We start from the raw sequence: 23232 nt of genomic DNA, 5'->3' as shown, positions 1-23232 counted from the left end.
GGCTTTGTTCATCCTGTCATAGATAAGTTTTATGCTTTATCGAATCAGATTTATTAATCCATAAGGATTTTCCATGCTGTCTGCTTTTTCAATTTTTGCAATTGCCGCTGTTGTCCTGGCTTTTATTCTCATTCTGATGGGGGTGAAATCTGTTCCTCAGGGGAGCGAATATACGATTGAACGCTTTGGCCGCTACACCAGAACACTTCCTCCCGGCTTGCACCTCATTATTCCTGTCGTAGACAGAATCGGGGCGGTCCTCAGCATGATGGAAACTGTTATGGATGTTCCCTCGCAAGAGGTGATCACCAAAGACAACGCGGTTGTTCAGGTTGATGGTGTGGTTTTTTATCAAATCCTTGATGCCGCAAAAGCAGCTTACGAAGTTCGAGATCTTGAACGTGCGATCCTTAATCTGACCATGACCAACATCCGTACCGTTATGGGCTCAATGGACCTGGACGAGCTTCTCTCCCAACGAGACAAGATTAATGCTGAACTGATCAGGGTGGTCGATGATGCCACCGAGCCCTGGGGCGTCAAGGTTACCAGAGTTGAGATAAAGGATATTACCCCTCCGGCAGATCTTGTGCAGTCCATGGGCAGACAGATGAAAGCCGAGCGCGATAAACGCGCCAGTATTCTTGAGGCTGAAGGTGTGCGCCAGGCCCAGATACTCCGGGCCGAAGGTATGAAGCAATCTGCAATTCTCGAAGCAGAAGGTCGGCGCGAATCAGCCTATCGTGATGCAGAAGCCCGTGAAAGAGAAGCCGAAGCCGAAGCCAAGGCTGCAACCGTGGTATCCCAGGCAATTGCCGAGGGTGATATTCAGGCCATCAACTACTTTATCGCGCAGAAATACGTTGCAGCCTTTGGGCGGTTTGCGGATTCACCAAACCAGAAGACTATGATCCTGCCGATGGAGGCGACTGGTATACTCGGTTCTATCGCTGGCGTGGCTGAAATAGCCAAATCGATGCTTAGCGACGACAGCACCCCACCCAAGAAAAAACCTTCCCCCTGGAAAGGTGACAAGCAAAACAGTCCCGACAACTAAGGACTTTCAAACACCATGTTTATTCTGACACAAATCGAATTCTGGTACTGGTGGGTTTTTGCCCTGTTTCTCATTTCCGTCGAGGTCTTTGCCCCCGGTGCCGTTGCCCTCTGGATGGGTATCGCCGCAGCAATCGTCGGCGGGTTGCTTTATTTATTTCCAGACATGGCTTGGGAACACCAGATTCTCATCTTTGCCGTTTTGTCGGTTGTCTCAATTGTTGTCTGGCGCATCTATGCCAAAAAACATCCAACGCTCACCGATCGCCCAGGACTCAACAAACGGGGGCAGGATCTTGTCGGTCAAACTCTGACTCTGAAAAAACCTCTGACACAGGGAGGCAGTCGGGAAACCATCGACGGAGTCATCTGGAAAATCAAGGGAGGGGATTTACCCGAGGGGAGCAAGGTGCGTATAACCAGCATAGAAGGCACAGCCCTGATTGTTGAACCAGAAGAAGCACCATTATAACCTATGCCATACTCCTCTTTGCGGGATTTCATTACCCATCTTGAAGACCAGGGCCGCCTGATCCGGGTTACGCACCCCGTTTCACCGATGCTGGAAATGACTGAAATCCAGACAAGACTACTTGCTGAGGGTGGCCCTGCTGTCTTGTTTGAAAACGTCGTGCATGAAGATGGAACCCCCTATGACATGCCGGTTCTGGTCAACCTTTTCGGCACGGTCGAGCGGGTCGCTTGGGGGATGGAACGCAGTCCGGAAGAACTGCGTGAAGTCGGAGAGACTCTGGCTTTTCTGAGGCAACCGGAGCCCCCGGGAAGTTTGAAAGAGGCCTGGGACAATCTTCCAATCCTGAAAACAGTCATGGCCATGAAACCCAAAAGTGTTTCTTCAGCCCCTTGCCAGGAAGTGGTCTTGACTGGCGATGACATTGACCTCGCCAAACTGCCGATCCAGACCTGTTGGCCCGGCGAACCTGCCCCTCTGATCACCTGGCCTCTTGTTGTCACCAAGGGGCCCGGCGGTGAAAAAACCGACGTTTTTAATCTGGGTATCTATCGCATGCAGGTTTTGGGCAAGAACAAGACCCTGATGCGCTGGCTAAAACATCGCGGTGGCGCCCAGCACTATGCCCGCTGGAAAAAACAAAAGCCGGACCCCTTGCCCGCCGCCGTGGTCCTTGGCTCGGACCCCGGGACAATTATTGCCGCAGTAACTCCCGTTCCGGATACTCTTTCAGAGTACCAGTTCGCAGGCCTGCTCCGCGGTAAAAAAGTCGAATTGGTTGACTGCAAAACCGTCCCGCTCAAGGTTCCGGCCAATGCCGAAATCATTCTCGAAGGTTTTGTCAGCCTTGATGAATATGGTGATGAAGGTCCCTACGGCGATCACACAGGCTATTACAACTCGGTTGAACCCTTCCCGGTTTTCACCATCACCGCAATTACCATGCGGAAAAAACCGATCTACCTTTCGACCTTCACCGGTCGCCCGCCAGATGAGCCCTCTGTGCTCGGTGAGGCACTGAACGAGGTATTTATCCCGCTGATACAGCAGCAGTTCCCAGAAATCAGTGATTTCTGGCTTCCTCCGGAAGGTTGCAGTTATCGGATTGCAGTCGTTTCGATGAAAAAGGCCTATCCCGGCCACGCCAAAAGAGTGATGATGGGGGTCTGGTCCTATCTGCGCCAGTTCATGTATACCAAGTGGGTGATCGTGGTGGATGACACCATCAATGCCCGTGACTGGAAAGATGTCATGTGGGCAGTGTCAACCAAGATGGATCCCGCACGGGATATTACCGTGATCGAAGGCACTCCGATTGATTATCTCGACTTTGCCTCCCCCGAAAGTGGTCTTGGCTCCAAAATCGGCCTTGATGCCACAGACAAGTGGGAACCCGAGACCAAACGGGAGTGGGGCGAGGAGATTCGCATGGATAACGCTGTTGTCGAAAAGATTGATGACATCTGGAACCAGTTAGGCCTCCCTGGATCAGGGAAATCTATTTGGAAAAAATAATTTCCAACGTATCAGAAAAACTGTTTTAACGACAAAAACTGTTGCCGCGTGATATCCGGCATAGCTTAAGCCTAGTGAGAGAACCGATGAGTTTTGATCCCTCCCAGATCAAGTCGATCAAAAATTTCGAAATGTATCAGTACTGGGATTCAAAACGGGGGGATCGCCTGATGCCAGCCAGAGCAGATCTGGACCCTGCTGATCTGCGGGATTTACTCCCGAATATCCTGATACACGAGGTCCAGCTTGAACCGTTGGATTTTAGATATCGTCTGATTGGGTCCGAGATTGTCAGGCATCTCGAAACAAACCCGACAGGCCAGTGGATGTCAAGCATTCCACACCAGAAAAAGCCAAGCAAACTCTGGTCTTATCTGGAAAAGGCCGTCACAGATAAAGCCCCGGTAATCGCCACCCCGCCTTATGTTGGTCGCTACAAGGCACACAAAAGTATTGAGGACATCATCCTCCCGCTCTCTATCGACGGCGTGAAGGTAAATATGTTATTTATCTGTGTAGACTTCCTGTCCAACAAACAGTGATGCTCCTGGCAGCGTTCGTCTCTTTTAGTCCTTATTACAAAGAGCAACTAAAACGCTTCGGGTAAAAATTGTTTCTGAATTTGTTTCATTTTCACACGAAAATAACAAAGGGGATAATTGTGACCAAAGCTTCTCTCTCTGATCGTTATATTAAAGCAGGTTTTATCTGGCTGCTCATCGGCATGATTTTTGGTATCTGGATGGGCATTACCGAAAGTTTTCATTTCTCCAATGCCCATGCCCACACCAACCTTGTTGGCTTCCTGCTTTCTCTGATTTTTGGCTTCACACTCAAACATTTCTCTGGTCTGGCAGAACACCCCCAGGCAAAGCTGCAATTCTGGATGTTTCAGCTTGGCGCTATCGTACTGGTTCTCGGGAAGATCGTTGTTGCGCTTGATAGCAGCAACAACGCCCCTGTTGCGGTCGGGTCCCTGATTACACTTCTCGGCACAGCGCTTTTTGTCTGGATGTTATTCCGTCTTAAATCACAATGAATTCAAACTCGTCAGAGTGATTGCAATCAAATATTCCAGCTAACCTCTTTTTAATATACCCTCCTGCGAGGAATTGCGGGATTAAGGTCTTGACCCCGACAGTATTGCACCGCATCTTTAGCGCATGATTAAAAGCGGAACCATTCTGAGCGCGCGCCTTCTAGGGCGACTTATCACCCCGGCCTCCTGAGAGAGCCGGTCGTGCTGCTTGTTTGCAACTCGGAATTATACGGAATACCGCTGTAATGATTACTTCTCATATTTTCTCGGCTCATCTTTTTATAGAGTCGGCTCGCGTCGGTGAACACCGCCTGGTTTTGCAGCAGGCTTGGCACAACCTGCGACTTACCCACGATCATCGGGGCCAGTAAGCGGCCCCCGGTGATCGTATGTATATGAACAGAAGATGCTTCCTATGCACTGCCGCTATTTCCAAATATCAGATAAAAGTTTAGACATGCCGGATGTTGCGCAAAAAAAGCACAGATGCCAAAAGCACAAACGCCAGAGCGCCCCGGACCGTTGGAGAGCATAAAATGCAGAAAATGCCATTTGAAAGATACCGTGCCTTTGAACAGGTGAAACTGGAAAACCGCTCTTGGCCGAACAAAACCATCACCCGGGCCCCGATCTGGTGTTCCGTAGATCTTCGCGACGGCAATCAGGCCCTGATCGAACCAATGGATACCACCCGCAAGAAAAAGATGTTTAATCTGCTGGTTGAAATGGGTTTCAAGGAAATCGAGGTTGGCTTTCCTTCCGCATCTCAAACGGACTTTGATTTCCTGCGCATGCTGATCGAAAAGGATATGATTCCTGATGATGTCACCATCCAGGTCTTGACCCAGGCGCGCGAGCATCTGATCCGGCGGACCTTTGAAAGCATACAGGGGGCCAAAAGCGCCATTGTCCACCTCTACAATTCGACCTCCGAATTGCAACGCCGAGTGGTTTTCCGTGAAGACAAACAGGGCATCATCGATATCGCCGTTAAGGGCGCGCAGCTGATCAAAGAGCTGATCCCGACAGTTCCCGGCACCAAAATCATCCACCAGTACTCGCCAGAGAGCTTCACCGGAACGGAGTTGCCTTTTGCCCGGGATATCTGTGAAGCCGTAATGGATGTCTGGGAAGCCAGCCCCGAGAACAAGGTTATCCTGAACCTGCCTGCCACCGTCGAGATGTCCACCCCGAACGTTCACGCCGACCAGATCGAATGGTTCTGTGGCAACATTAAAAATCGGGATTCGGTCATTATCAGCCTGCACCCGCACAATGATCGCGGCACGGGAATTGCGGCAACCGAACTGGGTTTGCTCGCAGGGGCTGACCGTGTTGAGGGCACACTGTTTGGCAATGGCGAACGGACAGGCAACGTCGACCTGGTCACCCTGGCGGTCAACATGATGACCCAGGGTATTGACCCCAGGCTGGATATTTCCGACATCAACCGGGTCAAGGAGACTGCGGAATACTGCAACCAGCTCCCTGTTCATCCCCGCCACCCCTGGGTTGGAGAACTGGTCTATACCGCCTTCTCCGGCTCCCATCAGGATGCGATCAAAAAGGGGATGACGGCTCTGAAAGCAAGTAACGAAGATCTCTGGGAAGTCCCCTATCTGCCGATTGACCCGCAGGATATTGGCCGAAGTTATGAAGCGATCATCAGGATCAACAGCCAGTCCGGTAAAGGCGGGGTCGCCTATATCATGCAGAACGACTACCATATGGAGCTGCCCAAGGCCCTGCAGGTTGATTTCTCAAAACGGATTCAAAACATTGCCGAAACCACAGGCAAGGAGATCACACCAGAAGTAATCTGGGAGACGTTCGACGAGTCCTACCTGCGCTGGTCAACCCCCTTGCAGTTCAAAAACCACACCACAGTGCCAGATACACACGCTGCAGAAATCCGCCATCTCACGGCTCAGATCAACTTTAACGACGAAGCTCGCCAGATCACCGGTAAAGGTAATGGTCCTGTCGCAGGCTTCATCAACGCAGTTGCTGAAAACCTGGGTGTCCGCCTGACAGTGGAAGACTACCACCAGCACTCCCTGACCCACGGATCGGACGCAAAGGCTGTCGCCTACCTCGAACTGAAAACCGATGACGGCCAAACTGTCTGGGGTATCGGTATCGATTCGAACACCACCGTTGCCTCAATCCGGGCAATAGTATCTGCGACCAATCAGATTCTGGGTAAATAATCTATCCTTCGACAGAGTATTCATAAAAACAGCCGTAGGATAAATTTCCCACGGCTGTTTTTTACTTACCTGTGCAACGAAGCAGAGTTACAGAAGCCTTCTCAAACCAGATTATTGCAATGAACATGAATCTGGAATTTCGAACGGATCGGAAAGGGAAATGAAACCTTCTGCACAGACGATATGAAATTCGCCCTTCAAGCCAGAAAAGAAGTATCCGTTTTCCTTAAGATACCCGGAAATTTCTCCTTTTTCATAGGCTGCTTTATCGCAATAGGGAGAAACTGAATTCGTACGCGGAGCGTGGTCCAAATTCTTATAGGCAACCAGTTGAGTTTTAGAGCCATCCTTTGCACAAAAAACCAGCGGATAATCAGCTAAAACTTTCCCTTCTCCAGGAATACTTGATCCCGTTGTCTGGCACCCCATAAGTCCAAGTGAAATCGCTAAAACTGAAAGCCCAATACACTGTCTGTTTCCGAGAAAACTCATAATACCTCCCAAAAAAATGATATTTTTTGTTTCCCCATTATCCACGAAAAGAAGCGTTGGTTGAACCATAGCTATGAAAACCATAGAAAAACCTCGGACCTGTCACCATTTCGCGCGAAATAAACTGTTCCCTTCGGGAAACAGGTAGTTGGCCAATATTGTCGGCTCCCAGTCATTGGAGAGCCGACATGATCACGGAACTGAAATCCGTCAGGGACATCTGGAAGAAGATGCCGAGCGAACATCACGGGCGCGTCTTCCTCGAAGAAATGATCTGGCCCACCGGCCGGTATTGTCCACACTGCGGCAGTGTGCGGTCTGTGGCGCTTCGCTGTCAATCTGCGCGTGCCGGACTGTATCAATGTTCGGAGCACGAATGTCGTCGTCAATTCACCGTCACCACAAGAACGCCAATGCACTCGACCAAACTGGATCTTCGACTGTGGATTGCCGCGATCTTTCTCGTGCTGACATCAAGCAAGGGGATCTCCTCGGTCGTCATGTCACGAATCCTGGGCGTGAACCAAAAAACTGCCTGGAAACTCGGTCACGCCATCCGTGAACTGATGGACGACAGAGAAGGGATCGCCAGTCAGTTGGGCGGCATAGTCGAGGTCGATGAATCCTTCGTGGGAGGTGCCCCCAAGTTCAAGAAAGGGGTCAAAAACAAGCGGGGGCGCGGCACCAAAAAGCCTATCGTGCTGGTTGCCGCTGACCGCAATGGCCAAGCCAAGGCGACCCTGGTTCCGAACGCCCAAGGCGCAACACTTGGGCCAATCATGAAAGAATGGATGGAACCGCAGTCTATTCTGATGACGGATGGCAATAGGGCTTATCGCAAAATCGGCAAAACATTTGCTGCACATCATACGGTCAATCACGGTGCTCGACAGTATTCCCGTCCCAGTCTCGGGGCGCACATCAATACGGTGGAAGCCGTCAATTCTCAGGTCCAGCGCGCCCTTGTCGGGGTATATCATCGCCTTGGACGAAAGCACCTTCAGCGATACCTCGACGAGATCCTGTGGCGTTGGAACCATCGTCAGCCAGCCGTGAAGGTCCGGCAGAAACTGACGAAATCAGGCGCAAAGACAGTTACGACAACAACGTGGAAGCCAATACCTGTCGTCGAACAGATGAGAGGGCTTCTCTGCTGCGCGATTGGCCGGCAAATGCGCCGCACGCTTGAATGGGGTTTGACCTGGCCATAAGATCAACGGCGGCTTCGAGCCCAAACCTACATTGGGTTGCCGCGCCAAGACTATTCATAGATATGTTATCAATTGCTGAGATTTGACAGGAGCTGTTCGGATGCAACAAAATGAGGTTCTGTTTCAGGCGCTTGAATTGCCATGTGGCGTTGTCTTGAAAAATCGGATTGCAAAACCTGCAATGTCGGACTCTCTGGGCGACGGCACCGGTCACCCAACGACCGAACAAAACAGGCTGTATCAGCGATGGGCGGAAGGCGGGCTGGCCGTATCGATTATTGGCGAGGTTCAAGCGACTTCGCACTTTGCCGAAAAGCCCGGAAATCTGGTGCTCAACGCAGTTTCGGACTTAAACAAGTTTCGGGACCTTGCCGTGCATGGTAGTCAAAACAGCACGCAGTTGTGGTTACAACTCGGTCATGCTGGGGCGCTTGCATACGCGCCGATCAGCAATCCGAAGGGGCCAAGCGCTCTCGATTTACCTGGCCTACGCTGCGAGGCGCTGACGCAAGATGAAATCCATCAGGTTCCGGCAGAGTTTGCCAAGACAGCTATATTGGCAAAGCGGGCTGGTTTCGGCGGCGTGCAAATACATGCAGCACATGGTTTTCTGCTCAGCCAGTTTCTGTCGCCTTTGTTCAATAAGCGCCGCGATGGGTATGGTGGATCAATCGCCAACCGTATGAAAATTCTACTTGAATCCATTGAGGCAACACGCGCGGCGGTCGGTCCTCACTTTCCAATCGCGGTGAAGCTTAACTCTTCAGACCAGCTTGAGGGCGGGCTTGGCGAAGATGATGCGCTTCAGGTTGTGGCCGCTCTGGACACATCATCAGTCGACTTAATCGACATCAGCGGTGGGACGTATTTCCCCGGCGCTAAATCTGCTTCTGACAGCGCCGGACGTGGGCCATATTTCATAGCATTTGCCAAACGCGCCCGAACGGTGACATCCAAGCCTTTGATGTTGACCGGAGGCTTCAAAACGCGGTCGCAAGCAGAGGTGGCGGTCACGAGCGGCGCAGTTGACATAGTCGGCCTGGCCCGTGCACTCGTTCTTGAACCGACCCTTCCCAATCTCTGGATGGAAGACCAGACGCCAGAGCCCGCCTTTCCACGGTTTTCAGATGCGCCGGAGGGCGGGATAACGGCGTGGTATACGATGCGGCTGACGGAAATCGGAGCTGACAAAGAGACAGACGTAGTTGGCGACCTTGGGCAAGCCATCGAAAATTATCAAACGCGTGACGATATCCGAACAGAAATCTGGTTGCGCCATTTTGAGAGTTAGGGCATTCGTTTGGTCAATCGGCAGGCAGCATTTATGTCGCTTTGTCCCACATTGGGGTCCTTTACCGGATGTCACATACGGTCAGCGCTTTTGGACCAGACTTCGTTTGGTGGATAATTGGGTTTTGTTTAGATGAGAATTCCCCCTATCACCAGCACAACTTTCAACTTTTGATATCTGGTACGAACAACACGACATAAACAAAACGGAACTTCTGAACTCATTCCATGTCGTCTAGTTCCCGTCATACAGAAATAAACCTGCAGCAGCTGCTTTATCGTCAGGCCGAGCTGGCCTATATATAGGCTCAAAGATATTTTACATGAGGATCCCCGATGTCAGCACCCAACGAATCCCTGAATCTGCTTGAAGACCTTTTAAAAAAAGCCAAGTCCTCAGGAGCTGATTCGGCGGATGCCGTGATGTTCAGGTCCGTATCTGTATCCCATGCCCAACGTATGGGGAAGATGGAAAAGCTCGAACGCGAAGAAAGTAAAGATCTTGGGCTGCGGGTGTTTATTGGAAAACGCAACGCGGTTGTTTCCTCCACAGACACATCACCGGAAGCACTTGATCAGCTGGTTGAACGCGTCGTTGCCATGGCGCGCGCAGTGCCCGAAGATCCTTATGCCGGAATAGCAGATCCTGAAGATATTGCCCGCACAATCCCGGAACTGGATATCTATGACCCGGTTGAACCGGCAGCAGAAGAACTGATTACCCGGGCTCGGGACTGTGAAGAAGCGGCACTTTCAGTTGAAGGAGTAAGCAACTCTGGTGGCGCTGAAGCCAGTTGGGGCGAGGCCTCTATCGCCATGGCTGCTTCCAACGGCTTTGCCGGAGCCTACAACTCTTCCGGCCATTCTCTTTCTGTTTCGGTTCTTGCCGGAGAAAAAGCCGGGATGGAACGGGATTATGACTTTTCCAGCGCCGTTTATGGCAATGATCTGATGTCTGCACAGGAAATCGGACTCAGTGCTGGCAACAAGGCTATGCGACGGTTAAATCCTCGTAAACCGAAGACTACCAACAATATCTCTGTTGTTTTCGATCCCCGTGTGTCCACCAGTATCATGGGGCATATGATCGGGGCGATCACAGGCCCCGCCATTGCCCGGGGCACCAGCTTTCTCAAAAACTCTCTCGGCAAGCAGATTTTCTCCCGGGGTATCAATATTGTTGATGATCCCCACCTCGCCCGGGGATTACGATCCAAACCCTTTGATGGTGAAGGATTGCCCAATCGAAAACAGAATATTGTTGAAGACGGCGAGCTCTTGACCTGGTTACTCAGCCTGAGCTCTGCGCGCCAGCTTGGTTTAACAAGCACGGCACACGCCTCCCGCGGAACCTCGGGGAACCCGGGGCCTTCCCCGACAAATCTCTATATGGAAGCAGGAAATCTGCCGCCAGAAGAGCTGATCAGGGATATCAAGCAAGGGCTGTTTGTGACGGAGATGATGGGCTCAAGTGTCAATGGACTGACGGGTGATTACAGTCGCGGTGCAGGTGGCTACTGGATTGAAAATGGAGAAATCCTCTATCCGGTCTCAGAAGCAACCATTGCTGGAAATCTCAAAGAGATGTTCCTGAACCTGACACCAGCAAATGATCTTACTTTCCGTTATGGGAGTAATGCTCCAACCGTTAGAATTGACGGCATGACTGTCGCCGGGAACTAGGCCGCCCCCGGATATGAAGTCTGGTGAAATATACAATCAAACCGCCGAAATGGCTGCGATAAACAGAAACGAACAAGATGTCGAATGATAGAAACAACAAGATGAAACTGGGCGACCCTTCGACCCGCTTTCTTCTCAAGCGTCTGTTCAAGGACTACGTCACCGGACAACTTGGTAAAATCGGGCTCTCGCTTCTGGCGATGGCGCTGGTCTCGGCCTGTACCGTCATGCTGGCCAAGCAGATGGAACCGATTATCAACGATATATTTCTGAACAAACAGGCCGATTTGCTCGTCCCGATCTCTCTGGGGGTTGTCGCCATCTTTGTCGTAAAAGGTGTTGCGACTTACGCCCAGACCATGTTGATGCAACGTGTCGGCCTGGAAATCATTGCCACCATCCAGGAGCAGCTGTTCAGAAAGTTGATGCGTGCAGATTTGGCCTATTTCCATGAGGAATCCCCTGGAAATCTGGTTTCCCGCTTTCTCAACGACGCGAACATGCTCAAAGGCGTAGTATCAAACACACTGACCTCTATCGGTAAAGATACACTGACCGCAGCAGGCCTGATTGGAATGATGTTTTATCAGGACTGGATTCTTGCTTCCGTTGCCTTTGCAGCATTTCCGACTGCAATTCTTCCTATTGCCAAAACCGGCCGTCGTATCCGCAAAGTTTCAAATAACACGCAGGAAAGCCTTGGCCTCTTGACCACCCGGCTGGATGAAGCCTTTCAGGGGATCCGCCATGTCAAAGCCTATAACATGGAAGAGCATGAAACCCGGCGGGTTTCAGCTGTAATTCACAAGGTTTTGAACCTGAACATAAAATCAGCAAGGACAAGTTCCCTGCTGTCTCCCATTATGGAAACGCTGGGTGGCATCGCGATTGCTGTCGTTATTCTTTATGGTGGAAATGAAGTAATACAGGGCACCAAAGACCCCGGGTCTTTTTTTGCTTTCATAACCGCTTTGCTGCTTGCTTATGAGCCGATCAAAAAACTGTCAAAACTTAATGCCAGCATGCAGGCCGGACTGGCTTCTGCACACAGGGTTTATGCCGTCCTGGACAGCCAACCTGACATCCAGGATGCCCCGAACGCGAAGCCACTGACGATCAAAAAGGGAGAGGTCCTCTTTAACAACGTCACCTTTAAATACAGTGACGAAGCCCCGGCTCTTCAACACATTAATCTTCATGCCCCCGCCAATAAAACCATTGCTCTGGTGGGTGCCTCAGGAGCAGGAAAAACATCAATCCTCAATCTGATTCCCCGTTTTTATGACGTAAGCGAAGGCAGTATCACGCTTGACGGGCAAGATGTCCGTGGTGCCACGCTGGAAAGTCTGCGTCAGTCAATCGCCCTGGTCAGCCAGGAAATTCAGCTTTTTGATGACAGCATCCGCGCTAACATCGCCTACGGCAATACCGCTGCCAGTGAAGAAGAGATCATCACAGCCGCGCGCAATGCCCATGCCCATGACTTTATCAGCAGCCTGCCTGAAGGTTATGACACGCTGGTTGGTCCACGGGGTTCACGTCTTTCCGGTGGACAGCGCCAGAGAGTTGCCATCGCCCGGGCCATGATCAAAAATGCACCGATCCTTCTGCTTGATGAAGCCACTTCAGCCCTCGATACGGAATCAGAACGGCACGTTCAGGATGCTCTGAAGATCCTTATGGAAGGTCGAACAACACTGGTGATCGCCCACCGTCTTTCCACTGTTATTGACGCTGATATTATCTATGTAATGGATCGCGGGAAAATTATCGAACAGGGATCTCATAGTGAATTGCTGGAAAAAGACGGCGCCTATGCCCGGCTTTACAGCCTGCAGTTTGCGGAAGAAGCCCAGATAGATACTGGGTCACCCTCACAACTGACAGAGGCCAACCTGATAGCAAAAGACAAGATCGGCCTCTCCGGATAAGGGTATAATGAAACTTAGCAAGCGGCTCCTCCGTTCAGTACCTATCCAGAACTTCATAGCCCGGATTATGTCGAGCTATATTGTTCTGGTTCGGGCGACCACCCGCTGGCAGGAAGTGATGCCCGATGAGACACGCCGATTCCTCGATCAGGAATCCAATATCATTGGCTGTTTCTGGCACTCAAGAATGGTCATGATGTTTCATGCCTGGAAGCACAGCGACCGCAGCCGCTTTCATATGCTGATCTCTGCCCACCGCGATGGCCGGGTGATTGCCAGGGCGATTGAAAACCTCGGTTTCAGAACAGTCGAAGGTTCAAGCCGCCGCGGCGGTGCTTCTGCACTGGTCACCTTAAAACGCACCCTTGATAAAGGGGGGGCGATCGGTATTACACCTGATGGCCCGAAAGGCCCCCGGATGCGTGCCAAAAACGGGGCGATCAAAGCCGCACAAATGACCGGCCGTCCCGTCATTGCCATCTCTGGCAACGTTTCCTCGCGAAAGATTTTTAATTCCTGGGATCGCTTCTGCCTGCCCCTGCCTTTTGGCCGTGGAATCATTCATTGGGGCACACCAATTGCTGTTCCCCGTGATGCAAGCAAAGAAGAACTGGAAGGCTACCGTATTGAACTGGAAAAGCAGTTGAACGAGCTAACGGGCAAAGCTGATCTCTGTTTCGGTCACGTTCCTGTTTCTCCTGCCAGAACCGACAATACTGAAACACCTGCCAAAACGGGGGTAGCTGATGCGCGCCCCTGATTTCTGGCAAGAGCGGAATTTTATCAGCACTCTCCTCCTGCCCGCCGCTCTGCTTTACAGCCTTGGCGGCAATCTGCACCAGCGTCTGGCCCGACCGAAACAGGTATCCGTACCCGTGATTTGCATCGGAAACCTGACTGCAGGAGGCAGCGGCAAGACCCCCGTTACAGCCTCACTGGCCCAGTTGCTGCGGGAAGAGGGCAAGAACCCGCATATTATTTCCCGCGGTTACGGTGGAACTACAACAGGCCCCCTGCAGGTCCAAACGGGACGTCACACCCCGGCCGAGGTCGGAGACGAACCCCTGCTTCTTGCCCGGGATTTTCCCGTCTGGGTCAGCAAAGACCGTGTTGCGGGAGCCGAGGCAGCCATCGCTGCCGGGGCTGATGTGCTTCTACTGGATGACGGCTTTCAGAACCCCGGTCTTTACAAGGATCTTTCACTCATCGTTGTCGATGCCATACGGGGTTTCTCCAACGGGCGGGTTCTCCCTGCAGGTCCTCTACGTGAGCCTGTAAAAACCGGGCTCTCCCGTGCCGACGCTGTGGTTCTGCTCAAGCCATCGGCCAAGACAGTGATAAATCAAGAAGTTTGTACCACCCTTCGGGGACTTCCCGCCATACAGGCCCATATAGAGCCTGCTCCGCGACCCGCAGAAGGCGCTACAGCTGACTTAAACCACAAGGCTGTCTTCGCCTTTGCAGGTATTGGCTATCCGGCAAAATTCTATACCACACTGGAACAGCTCGGTGTGAAGCTGGTTGGCAATCGGAACTTCCCCGACCATCATCCCTACTGCAACGCCGATATAGAACAGATCGTCAAAGAAGCTCAACACAAGGGGGCCGAGCTAATCCTGACCACAGAAAAAGATGCGGTTAAGCTGAGCCGCCTGACACCTCCTGCAGGTGCTCCTGAAATCATCAGCTTGCCCATTCGCGCTGTTTGGGATAATCCCGGGATCATCAAGGATTTGCTCTCGAAAGCCACAGGCAACTAGACCATGAACTCTGCCCCCACCTACCGCCACAGGTTTGAAGCTCTCGGTTTGCGCGCCCTTCTGCGCCTGGTTCGCCTTTTCCCTGTAAAAGGCTGTTCAAACTTTGGCGGTTTTCTCGGGCGGAACATCGGCCCTTCTTTGGGCATTACCCGCAAAGCTGATCTGAACCTCAAACTGGCCCTGCCCGAGCTTTCCGTATCGCAACGCAAACAGATAATCCGGGACATGTGGGATAACCTGGGCCGGGTAATCTTCGAATACCCCCACTTGAGAGAGATCGTCCAGAACCACAAAAAATACATCACGGTCAGCGGGCTAGAGAAATTCGAACAGCCCCACCGGGAAGGTAAAGCACTTCTTTTTATCGGCGCCCATATTGGCAATTGGGAAATTTTGCCCATGACTGCGGCACTGCTCGGCTATCCCCAGACCATTCTTGTCCGCCAGCCGAACAACCCGCTGGTTGCCAAGATAATTGACGATATCCGCACCTCAACCGGAAACCGCTCGGCCTCCAAGGGCGTTGAGGGAGCCAGAGCTTCCTTAAAGGCAATTCGCAATGGGGAAGCTGTTGGTTTACTCGCCGATCAGAAGATGAACGACGGGATCGAAGTTCCTTTCTTTGGTATCCCGGCCATGAGCCCTGCTGCTCCAGCGATCCTTGGAGCAAAAGCTGACGTTGCAGTGTTCCCCATTCAATGCAAACGCACCGGCCCGGCCTCTTTTCACCTGACCTGCCACGATGCGCTCGCGTTTCCCAGCAGTGGCAAGCGGGATCAGGACAGCCTGGAAGGTATGAGCGAATTAAACCGGGTTTTCGAAAGCTGGATTCGGGAAACCCCCGGACAGTGGCTCTGGCTTCACCGACGCTGGCCCAAAGCAGCTTACAAAAAGCTGAAAGAAAAAAGCGAATAAACCCTGTTCTTTCCGGTCTGGTCGCATATTTACTGCGGCATAGCCCCAACCAGTGTTTGCGGATCAACTCTCTGTTCAAACCAGTTCATCCGCCAGTCCAGATGCGGTCCAGTAACACGTCCTGTCGCCCCAAGAGTTCCCAGTTGATCTCCCTGCGTCAGATGGTCACCGACTTTAGCCGTGACACTATCCATATGCAGAAAACTCGAGGACAGGCCGTGCCCATGATCCAGAATAACCGTCCCGCCCGAATAATAGAGATCCGCCTCGGCCAGGGTCACAATTCCCTCCGCCGGAGCCAGAACAGGCGTCCCCACGGGCGCAGCAACATCGACACCATAGTGCGGTCGTTTGGGCACGCCGTTAAAAACTCTCTGGCTGCCATAAACCCCGGATATTCGCCCCTGTGCAGGCCAGACAAAACCAGAAACAAACATCGGCTTGTCGATATCATCCTTACGGGCTGCGGCAACCAACTGGGCATCCCTGCTGATCCGCTCTGTCACCTCTTTTGGCGGAGAAACATACTTCTGTTCAACACCTTCAATCTTCTGAATATCGTAATCCCGGCGGGCGATCTCCAGTTTCTGGATAAGTGGCGCTTGACCCGGTGCGATAACCGTTAAGAGAGCCTGTGGTTCTGCGTCGCGATCAAAGCCGAAGACAAAATCCCCGACTGCCGAGACTCTCAAGGCCTGCCCATCCAGCAAAATTTGTGAACCCGGCGCCGTTTTACCAGTAATGATTCCCCCCTGGATGAGCTGGCCTTTTAACGAAACAGCTTCTTCTCCCCTGGCCACAGTTGCTTGCAGCAACAGCACGAACATAAGTGAAATCAAGCGCATTACAAAAGGCTCCCCTGCGCGGCCTCACCAGAAGCGCCCGGCTTCTTTTTCGGCTTGGAACCGGACTTGCCAGAAGCGCCGCCAGGGGGAACCAGAGGGCCTTTGTCACTCCCGGCAACGGCCGCGACAGAACGATCATTGGCAAACTCAATATTCAGATGCATACCGTCTGATATCTGGTCTGCTGCAAGCACCGCGCCATCGTCGCCCCGCACAACAGAAAATCCGCGTTTCAGTACATTTTTATAGGACACACTCTCAAGTACACGATCCAGAGACTGCAGGGCAGTCACACTCCGTTCAAGCCGCAGTCCTGTCGCCGCCTGCATCCGTCGCGCGGCATCAAGCCGATCAAATTCCTGTTGCCGTTTGGGGAGAATCTGCCCCAGGGAAACAGTCATCCGCTCTTTCAGACTGTCGAGCTGGTGGCTTGCCAGCAAGATCTGCTGTTTCGGGTGGGGCAGTCGCGCCGAAATTTCAGAAAGCTGTGCCGTCTGGTTACGCAGATAACCCCGCACTGCATTGCGCATCCGCTCTGCCCGATCATCCAGCCGCTGGGTCTTCTCTTCAATCAGGCGCCTCGGGTCTGGAAGGCCTCTTGCAAGGGCTTCAAGTTGCATCTTGCGCTCACCGAGCAAACGGTTTGCCCCGGCATAGATCCGCCGTCCGATTTCCTGATTTTCACCAATCAGGTCGGCCCGAACCGGCACCGCCATTTCGGCGGCTGCTGTCGGGGTTGGTGCCCGGCGATCCGAGGCAAAATCGATCAGGGTGGTATCAGTCTCGTGCCCGACAGCCGAAATCAACGGAATTGCAGAATTAGCCGCGGCACGGACCACGACTTCCTCGTTAAAGGCCCAGAGATCTTCCAGACTGCCGCCGCCACGGGCAACAATCAGAACATCCGGACGTGGCACAGGGCCTGTCAGGGGAAGCTTGTTAAAACCTTCAATTGCCCTGGCAATCTGTTCTGCCGCCCCATCGCCCTGCACCAGAACAGGCCAGACCAGAACGCGACGCGGGAAACGATCTGAAAGCCGGTGCATGATATCCCGGATGACTGCCCCCGTTGGCGACGTCACCACACCGATTACTTCCGGCAGGAAAGGAATGCGGTGTTTGCGTTCCTCGGCAAAGAGCCCCTCTCCGGCCAGCATGCGCTTGCGCTCTTCCAGTAACTTGAGCAGCGCACCTTCCCCGGCCAGTTCCATGCTCTCGATCACGATCTGGTAGTTCGAACGCCCCGGATAACTGGTAATCCGTCCCGTGACGATGACCTCGAGACCATCTTGGGGGCGGATCGAAAGTTTGCTTGCAACACCGCGCCAGCAGATAACGCTAAGCACCGCATTATCGTCTTTCAGAGACATATACATATGCCCTGAAGCAGCCTGTTTGAAGCCGGAAATTTCCCCCCGCACCCGCACGCGGTCAAAGCGGGTTTCAAGCTCGCGTTTGATCGAGTTGGAAATCTCTGAAACGCTGAGCGCAGGGGCATTATTTCCGCGTTCAGTGGTTCCCGAAGCGGCCGGAGCAGAAGGAGGAGGCGTAAAAAGATCGTTCATGCCCGCATCCTAAACAGCCCCGTTGGGAAAGTCGACAGAGCAAAGCTGTGATTCAGTCTCCTGAGCAGAAATTTTTCTCCCTCAATAACAGGCCAAAGTCTGGTCTTCAGTGGCGGAATAGGGCATAAGCTTGCCAGAATTACCAACCTGAAATATCGACCTGTCAAAACCGGGAGCCTGAAATGAACATTCTCGTCGTTGGATCTGGTGGCCGCGAACATGCCCTCAGCTGGTCTGTCGCCAAGTCTCCTCTTTGCGAGAAACTCTACTGTGCACCGGGGAATGCAGGCATGGCCGAAGTGGCAGAATGCCTGCCGATCAAGGCGGAAGATATCGACGGGCTAGTCACTTTTGTTCAGGAAAACGACATCGGCTTTGTCATTGTCGGTGCCGAGGCCCAGCTGGTTGCCGGGCTGGTTGACAGACTAGAGGCCATCGGCGTCCCGGCCTTTGGCCCTTCTGCTGCCGCAGCCCAGCTCGAAGGCTCAAAAGGCTACATGAAAGACTTCTGCGCCAGGTACAACATTCCGACGGCAGCTTATGCCCGCTTCACCAACCTGGCCAAGGCCCAGACTTATCTCGAAGAACAGGGCGCCCCAATCGTCATCAAGACCGACGGCCTGGCCGCAGGCAAAGGCGTTACAGTTGCCATGACCATGGAAGAAGCCCGCCAGGCTCTGGAAGAAGCGCTCTCTGGCCGGGCTTTTGGTGACGCCGGAACCGAGGTCGTTATTGAAGAGTTCATGCAAGGTGAAGAAGTCAGCTTCTTTGTCCTGACAGACGGTGAAAACTACCTGCCGCTTGCCTCCGCCCAGGACCACAAGCGTGTCGGCGAAGGTGACACCGGCCCAAACACAGGCGGCATGGGTGCCTATTCTCCAGCGCCTGTTCTAACGCCCGCCCTTGAGCAACAGGCAATCGAACAGTTGATCAGGCCAACCATCGAAGGCATGAAAGCAGAGGGCCACCCCTATAAAGGTGTTCTGTTTGCCGGCCTGATGCTAACCGATACAGGGCCGAAACTGATCGAATACAATGTGCGTTTTGGCGACCCCGAATGCCAGACCCTCTGCCTGCGTCTCAAATCAGACCTCCTGCCTGCTTTGATGGCGACAGCAAAAGGTAACCTCGATCAGGTCACTCTCGACTGGCACGACGAAACCGCGCTTCTCGTGGTCATGGCCGCCAGGGGTTATCCCGGTAGCTACGATAAAAACACCCGGATTGACGGGCTGGAGCAGGCCAATGCAACAGCTGGCGTCACGGTTTTTCATGCAGGAACCGCGCGCGACGACAACGGAGATCTGCTTGCTACTGGCGGACGTGTGCTTGGTGTTACAGCTTTGGGCTCGGATATTCGGGCCGCTCAAAAAGCTGCGTATCAGGCAGTTGATCAGCTTTCCTGGCCGGAAGGTTTCTGCCGCAGGGATATCGGCTGGCGTGAACTCAACCGCTGATTTCTAGTCGGCTTCGCTCCGCCGGGCCTGAAAAAATCCTCTGAGCAGCAGGGCAGAGGCCTCTTCGCTCAAGCCACCATAGACCTCCGGCTTGTGGTGGCAGGTCGACTGTTCATATATCCGGGGACCATGATCCACTCCGCCACCTTTGGGATCATAGGCACCATAATAGACCCGGCGTAAGCGGGCGAAGGATATTGCCGTGGCACAAAGAGGACAGGGTTCCAGTGTCACATAGAGATCACATTCTGCCAATCGGGGGCTTCCCTGGATCTGACAGGCCGCCCGGATGACCAGAACCTCGGCATGAGCTGTGGGATCATTATCCCGCTCCACCCTGTTATGTGCCCGGGCCAAAACGAGCCCCGTTGCGCTCTCGACAATCACAGCACCGACAGGAACTTCCCCCGCTTGCGCAGCAAGCTCTGCCTCGTCCAGAGCGATTGCCATGGCTTCTCCGGGCTTCTTGCAATAAACTCTCTGCTGATCACTTTTCATGCCGTCGACTTTCCTTGCAAATACGCCCTTGGTCAAGAGGGTGATCAGGTAACGGATCCTCTCAAGGCGGAACTTAAATAAACGCATAGGTCTTTTGTTCTATTCACAGTAGACAGCAGACCTTCTCAGGCATACATTCCCCGCCATGACAAAACCAGCAAAACCCAGAACCACAAAATCCGGATCTCCCCGTTCAAGCCGTTCCCAAGCCCGCCCTGCCGGGAAAGGAAGAGCTTTTGACGACAGATCTATTGATGATAGATCTCCTGAGCGAAAATCATCCGGCGCGCGGCCTGCCAGAGGCAAGGCTGCTGACAGCAGAGCACCAGCAATGCGTAAAGGAAAAGCACCCTTCACGCGTCCCAATAGAGAGGGCAGGGATGGGGCAGGCACTGCCTCTGTCGGGTCGGATTTTGTCGCAGCTCCCGCCTCGAACAAGGAAGAGCGTATCGCCAAGGTTATCGCCCGGGCTGGCCTCTGCTCCCGCCGTGATGCCGAGCGCTGGATTGCCGAAGGTCGGGTACAGCTTGACGGCAAACTGCTCGACAGCCCGGCTGTGGTTGTTGGCCCCAAAAGCCAGATCAAGGTTGATGGTGTCGCGCTGCCCCAGGCAGAACGTGCCCGCCTGTGGAAGTTTCATAAGCCAAAGGGATTGATCACAGCGGTTCGCGACCCAGAAGGCCGCCCGACCGTCTTTGACAATCTGCCCAAGGATCTGCCCCGGCTTCAACCTGTAGGCCGGCTTGACTTTAATTCGGAAGGCCTGTTGCTTTTTACCAACGATGGCGAGATCAAAAGACGCCTTGAACTGCCTTCCACAGGCTGGAAACGTCGCTACCGGGTTCGCGTCCACGGCCAGGTAGAAGAACACCACATCAAGGCCCTGGCTGATGGCCTGAACATCGATGGTATCCAGTATGGCCCAATTGAGGCGACGATTGCCCATCAAGCCCAAACCAACGCCTGGATGCTGATGTCCCTGCGCGAAGGAAAGAACCGTGAAATCCGGCGTGTCTGCGAGCATCTCGGACTGATCGTCAACCGCCTGATCCGCATTTCCTACGGCCCCTTCCAGCTCAGCGATCTGCCCCCCGGCGAGATTATCGAGATTCCTCCGCGTCTGTTGAAAGACCAGCTGGGTCTGCAAGGGGATGAAGCCGACACGATTCCGGAAGAAACTTCGGCTAAAGGCGGAAAAAAACCACCCCAGAGCCGACGCCCCGCATCAGGAAAACCGGGCCGTTCTGATTTCAAGAAGCCAGGGGCCGCCAAAGCATCGACCGGGAAGAGCAGCCCTCGCCGTGACACACGCAACAACGAGGACAGTGAACGCCCCAGAAACAACAAGTCAGCGAAACCTGCTGCCAAGGCCCGGGGGAAGCTGACCCTTAAAGGCAAACGTTCCTGATATGCGCATTGTTGGAGGCCGACATCGTGGGCGCCCGCTTAGCTGTCCAGCAGGAGACATCGCCCGCCCGACACAGGACCGGACAAGGGAATCCCTTTTCAACATCCTGCTGCAAGGGGACGTCAGCAAAGGACAGCTTCCTTCCGGCACAGCACGGCTTCTTGTCGGCCAGCACATCCTTGATGTTTTTGCCGGAACCGGTGCTTTGGGACTGGAAGCCCTCTCCCGGGGAGCGCAAAAAGTAACCTTTATCGAAAAAGCCCCGGAGAGCCTTGCCGCCCTCCGGGAAAATATCAGTACCCTGCGGGAGCAGAGCACCACCCAGGTGATTGCCGCTGACGTCCTCGCGCCGCCAAAAGCGTCCGAAGCCTGCAGCCTGATCCTGATGGACGCCCCCTATAACCAGAACCTGAGCAGCCCCGCACTGGCTGCCCTTGACCGTGCCGGATGGATTTCCCCCACCGCCCTGATCGCCGTTGAGGCCGAGGCCAAAGAAACCCTGACCGCCCCCGAAGGATTTGAACTGGTCGACAACCGCAAATACGGCAAGGCACGGATTTTCTTTTTCCTCAGGCAAGAAGCGGTTTAGGTCAAGTCAGTACTGCGCTTTTAACTCTTTAGCTGCCATAGCATAGCCGCCATCGGCGCCGTCGATAAAGTGCAGGTGCTGGGAACAGGCGAAATCCAGTACCAGGCAGGTCATAAGAGCTTCAGGAGACAGGTGAAGACCGTAACGGATAATACCTTCGGCCCGTTTTTGTTCCAGATAGGCCCTCAAATCGGGAACAGATTCAGGCCGACAGTCAACGACCATCCGCACCATATCGTCAAACTTCCTGAAGTCCGAGTTGCTCCGCAGCTCTTTCAGATAGACTTCCGGTTTGTAGGGCCCGTGTTGGGCGTTAATCCAATGAGCCACCCGGTGCCACACCTTCGTTAGGATTTGCAGGAAAAAAGGCCTAAAAAAACCTCCCCGCCCGGCACTGAGAGTAAAATTTTCCAGGGTAAAATCTTCAAAAAACTTTCTGATCTTCAAGTCCGCGATTTTGACCGGATTGATATCTTCGACGTCGCGCTCGATCATCCCCTGCACATCCTCGACAACACGCTGATAATCAGTCTCTTCATTAGCCTGGATCAACAACGTCAGGATCGTTCCGTTCCGGGGTTTTAAAGGTTGCCAACGACAGCTCAGACCTTCCAGATTTGGTAATCTGTCAGAGCTTTGCTGTTTGCAGTACTCGCCTGTGCTGTCTGCTTTGATCAGTTGATCCGCAAGGACAAGCCCGCCCCCGCTGAACAGAGCGAGGTTATTCCCCGGGGAGAGTTCCAGACGAGCAACCAGGACGTCTTTTCCCTGTTTTCTGATCTGGCTTAACGGCACTGCACCAACCCGGAGTTCCAGATCAAAAAAATCACGCCCGAAGTGTTGCACCGCCAGTAGCTCGTCCACCAGAGCAGGCTGTTGTCCATTTGAACAGAGAAAACTCGCACCATCTCCGCCAAAGACAAAGGGAATCTTTGCCCCGCCGAGCAGGTTGAACACCGCCGTGATCCCCGCTGCCCCAAGCATATTGATATCTTTATAACGTCCGGCCTGGATAGCCCTCGTGGAATGAACAACGTCGGTGGTCACAACCCACCAGTCATCCGGTACCGGATAGTAGAAGTCCTTGGAAAAAGCATCAGAAAACTGCCTGGCCGGAAAGAGCTGCAAAAAATCAAACCCCATAACGGCTCCCGCAAGAAAATAGGAAATATTTTTGCTCTTTCAACAACCTGAACCTGCAGTTGTTCATGTTTTGCCGTCTGGTATGCGAAGCAACAGAAAATCAGACAAGGGGCTTCTCCGGATTTTTGCGGGCCAGATACGACACAACTTCAT

Annotated in this window: 22 protein-coding genes; 16 read left to right on the top strand and 6 right to left on the bottom strand. The window is 53.2% G+C overall.

The window, feature by feature from the left end; all coding sequences use genetic code 11:
• Positions 1-73: 73 nt before the first annotated feature.
• From B152_RS0103530 to leuA, 6 genes are all read left to right on the top strand, one after another.
• Positions 74-1057: an SPFH domain-containing protein gene (locus B152_RS0103530; RefSeq protein WP_020591004.1), complete on the top strand. Its 984-nt coding sequence runs from the start codon at positions 74-76 to the stop codon at positions 1055-1057.
• Positions 1058-1072: 15 nt separating this feature from the next.
• On the top strand, positions 1073-1528 hold the full coding sequence (locus B152_RS0103525; RefSeq protein WP_020591003.1) for an NfeD family protein: 456 nt from the start codon (positions 1073-1075) through the stop codon (positions 1526-1528).
• Positions 1529-1531: 3 nt separating this feature from the next.
• Entirely contained in the window at positions 1532-3043 is a 1512-nt protein-coding gene (locus B152_RS0103520) for a UbiD family decarboxylase (protein WP_020591002.1), read from the top strand.
• A gap of 86 nt (positions 3044-3129) precedes the next feature.
• The gene (locus B152_RS0103515; RefSeq protein ID WP_020591001.1) at positions 3130-3585 is read left to right on the top strand and encodes a PAS domain-containing protein; all 456 of its coding nucleotides are present in this window, start codon (positions 3130-3132) and stop codon (positions 3583-3585) included.
• A 119-nt stretch (positions 3586-3704) separates the two neighbouring features.
• Complete coding sequence (locus B152_RS0103510; protein WP_020591000.1) at positions 3705-4082, top strand: hypothetical protein; 378 nt, start codon at positions 3705-3707, stop codon at positions 4080-4082.
• 536 nt (positions 4083-4618) lie between these two features.
• Positions 4619-6292 carry a 2-isopropylmalate synthase gene (leuA, locus tag B152_RS0103505; RefSeq protein ID WP_026261247.1) on the top strand — a complete coding sequence of 558 codons (1674 nt, stop codon included), beginning with the start codon at positions 4619-4621 and terminating at the stop codon, positions 6290-6292.
• 111 nt (positions 6293-6403) lie between these two features.
• On the opposite strand, the gene B152_RS0103500 is transcribed toward leuA, so the two are convergent.
• Entirely contained in the window at positions 6404-6868 is a 465-nt protein-coding gene (locus B152_RS0103500) for a hypothetical protein (RefSeq protein WP_026261246.1), read from the bottom strand.
• Between the two features lie 104 nt (positions 6869-6972).
• Here B152_RS0103500 and B152_RS0103495 point away from each other — a divergent pair, with 104 nt between their 5' ends.
• From B152_RS0103495 to B152_RS0103465, 7 genes are all read left to right on the top strand, one after another.
• Positions 6973-7995: an IS1595 family transposase gene (locus B152_RS0103495; protein WP_083921787.1), complete on the top strand. Its 1023-nt coding sequence runs from the start codon at positions 6973-6975 to the stop codon at positions 7993-7995.
• Between the two features lie 100 nt (positions 7996-8095).
• Positions 8096-9286 (top strand): NADH:flavin oxidoreductase/NADH oxidase family protein, encoded by a 1191-nt coding sequence (locus B152_RS0103490; RefSeq protein WP_020590996.1) that lies wholly within the window; start codon positions 8096-8098, stop codon positions 9284-9286.
• A 335-nt stretch (positions 9287-9621) separates the two neighbouring features.
• On the top strand, positions 9622-10968 hold the full coding sequence (locus B152_RS0103485) for a TldD/PmbA family protein (RefSeq protein ID WP_020590995.1): 1347 nt from the start codon (positions 9622-9624) through the stop codon (positions 10966-10968).
• Positions 10969-11045: 77 nt separating this feature from the next.
• Complete coding sequence (locus tag B152_RS0103480; RefSeq protein WP_020590994.1) at positions 11046-12899, top strand: ABC transporter ATP-binding protein; 1854 nt, start codon at positions 11046-11048, stop codon at positions 12897-12899.
• Between the two features lie 7 nt (positions 12900-12906).
• On the top strand, positions 12907-13659 hold the full coding sequence (locus tag B152_RS22335) for a lysophospholipid acyltransferase family protein (protein WP_083921786.1): 753 nt from the start codon (positions 12907-12909) through the stop codon (positions 13657-13659).
• The gene (gene lpxK / locus B152_RS0103470) at positions 13646-14659 is read left to right on the top strand and encodes a tetraacyldisaccharide 4'-kinase (RefSeq protein WP_020590992.1); all 1014 of its coding nucleotides are present in this window, start codon (positions 13646-13648) and stop codon (positions 14657-14659) included. The genes B152_RS22335 and lpxK overlap by 14 nt, the downstream gene beginning before the upstream one ends.
• A 3-nt stretch (positions 14660-14662) precedes the next feature.
• On the top strand, positions 14663-15574 hold the full coding sequence (locus B152_RS0103465) for a lysophospholipid acyltransferase family protein (RefSeq protein ID WP_020590991.1): 912 nt from the start codon (positions 14663-14665) through the stop codon (positions 15572-15574).
• Positions 15575-15603: 29 nt separating this feature from the next.
• On the opposite strand, the gene B152_RS0103460 is transcribed toward B152_RS0103465, so the two are convergent.
• Together B152_RS0103460 and xseA are read right to left on the bottom strand one after the other, a co-directional pair.
• Complete coding sequence (locus B152_RS0103460) at positions 15604-16419, bottom strand: M23 family metallopeptidase (RefSeq protein ID WP_020590990.1); 816 nt, start codon at positions 16417-16419, stop codon at positions 15604-15606.
• Positions 16419-17984, bottom strand: a complete 1566-nt coding sequence (gene xseA, locus B152_RS0103455; RefSeq protein WP_020590989.1) for an exodeoxyribonuclease VII large subunit — start codon at positions 17982-17984, stop codon at positions 16419-16421. Before xseA ends, B152_RS0103460 begins: the two co-directional genes overlap by 1 nt.
• A gap of 182 nt (positions 17985-18166) precedes the next feature.
• Here xseA and purD point away from each other — a divergent pair, with 182 nt between their 5' ends.
• Positions 18167-19441 carry a phosphoribosylamine--glycine ligase gene (gene purD, locus B152_RS0103450; RefSeq protein ID WP_020590988.1) on the top strand — a complete coding sequence of 425 codons (1275 nt, stop codon included), beginning with the start codon at positions 18167-18169 and terminating at the stop codon, positions 19439-19441.
• A 3-nt stretch (positions 19442-19444) separates the two neighbouring features.
• Here purD and B152_RS0103445 read toward each other — a convergent pair whose 3' ends face one another.
• Entirely contained in the window at positions 19445-19891 is a 447-nt protein-coding gene (locus B152_RS0103445; RefSeq protein ID WP_026261245.1) for a nucleoside deaminase, read from the bottom strand.
• Between the two features lie 147 nt (positions 19892-20038).
• Positions 20039-20296, bottom strand: a complete 258-nt coding sequence (locus tag B152_RS26190; protein WP_211212104.1) for a hypothetical protein — start codon at positions 20294-20296, stop codon at positions 20039-20041.
• Here B152_RS26190 and B152_RS22330 point away from each other — a divergent pair.
• Positions 20271-21347, top strand: a complete 1077-nt coding sequence (locus tag B152_RS22330) for a pseudouridine synthase (RefSeq protein WP_211212103.1) — start codon at positions 20271-20273, stop codon at positions 21345-21347. The two genes, B152_RS26190 and B152_RS22330, sit on opposite strands and share 26 nt — an antisense overlap.
• A gap of 1 nt (position 21348) precedes the next feature.
• Complete coding sequence (rsmD, locus tag B152_RS0103435) at positions 21349-21936, top strand: 16S rRNA (guanine(966)-N(2))-methyltransferase RsmD (RefSeq protein ID WP_020590985.1); 588 nt, start codon at positions 21349-21351, stop codon at positions 21934-21936.
• Between the two features lie 6 nt (positions 21937-21942).
• Here the strand turns inward: rsmD and B152_RS22325 are convergent, their stop codons facing one another.
• Entirely contained in the window at positions 21943-23079 is a 1137-nt protein-coding gene (locus tag B152_RS22325) for a DUF3095 domain-containing protein (protein WP_020590984.1), read from the bottom strand.
• Positions 23080-23232: the final 153 nt, after the last annotated feature.

It is taken from the genome of Kiloniella laminariae DSM 19542, assembly GCF_000374005.1.
Classification (GTDB): Bacteria; Pseudomonadota; Alphaproteobacteria; order Kiloniellales; family Kiloniellaceae; genus Kiloniella; species Kiloniella laminariae.
The sequence above is the reverse complement of the archived record's forward strand: the minus strand, read 5'-3'. Positions and strand labels throughout refer to the sequence as shown.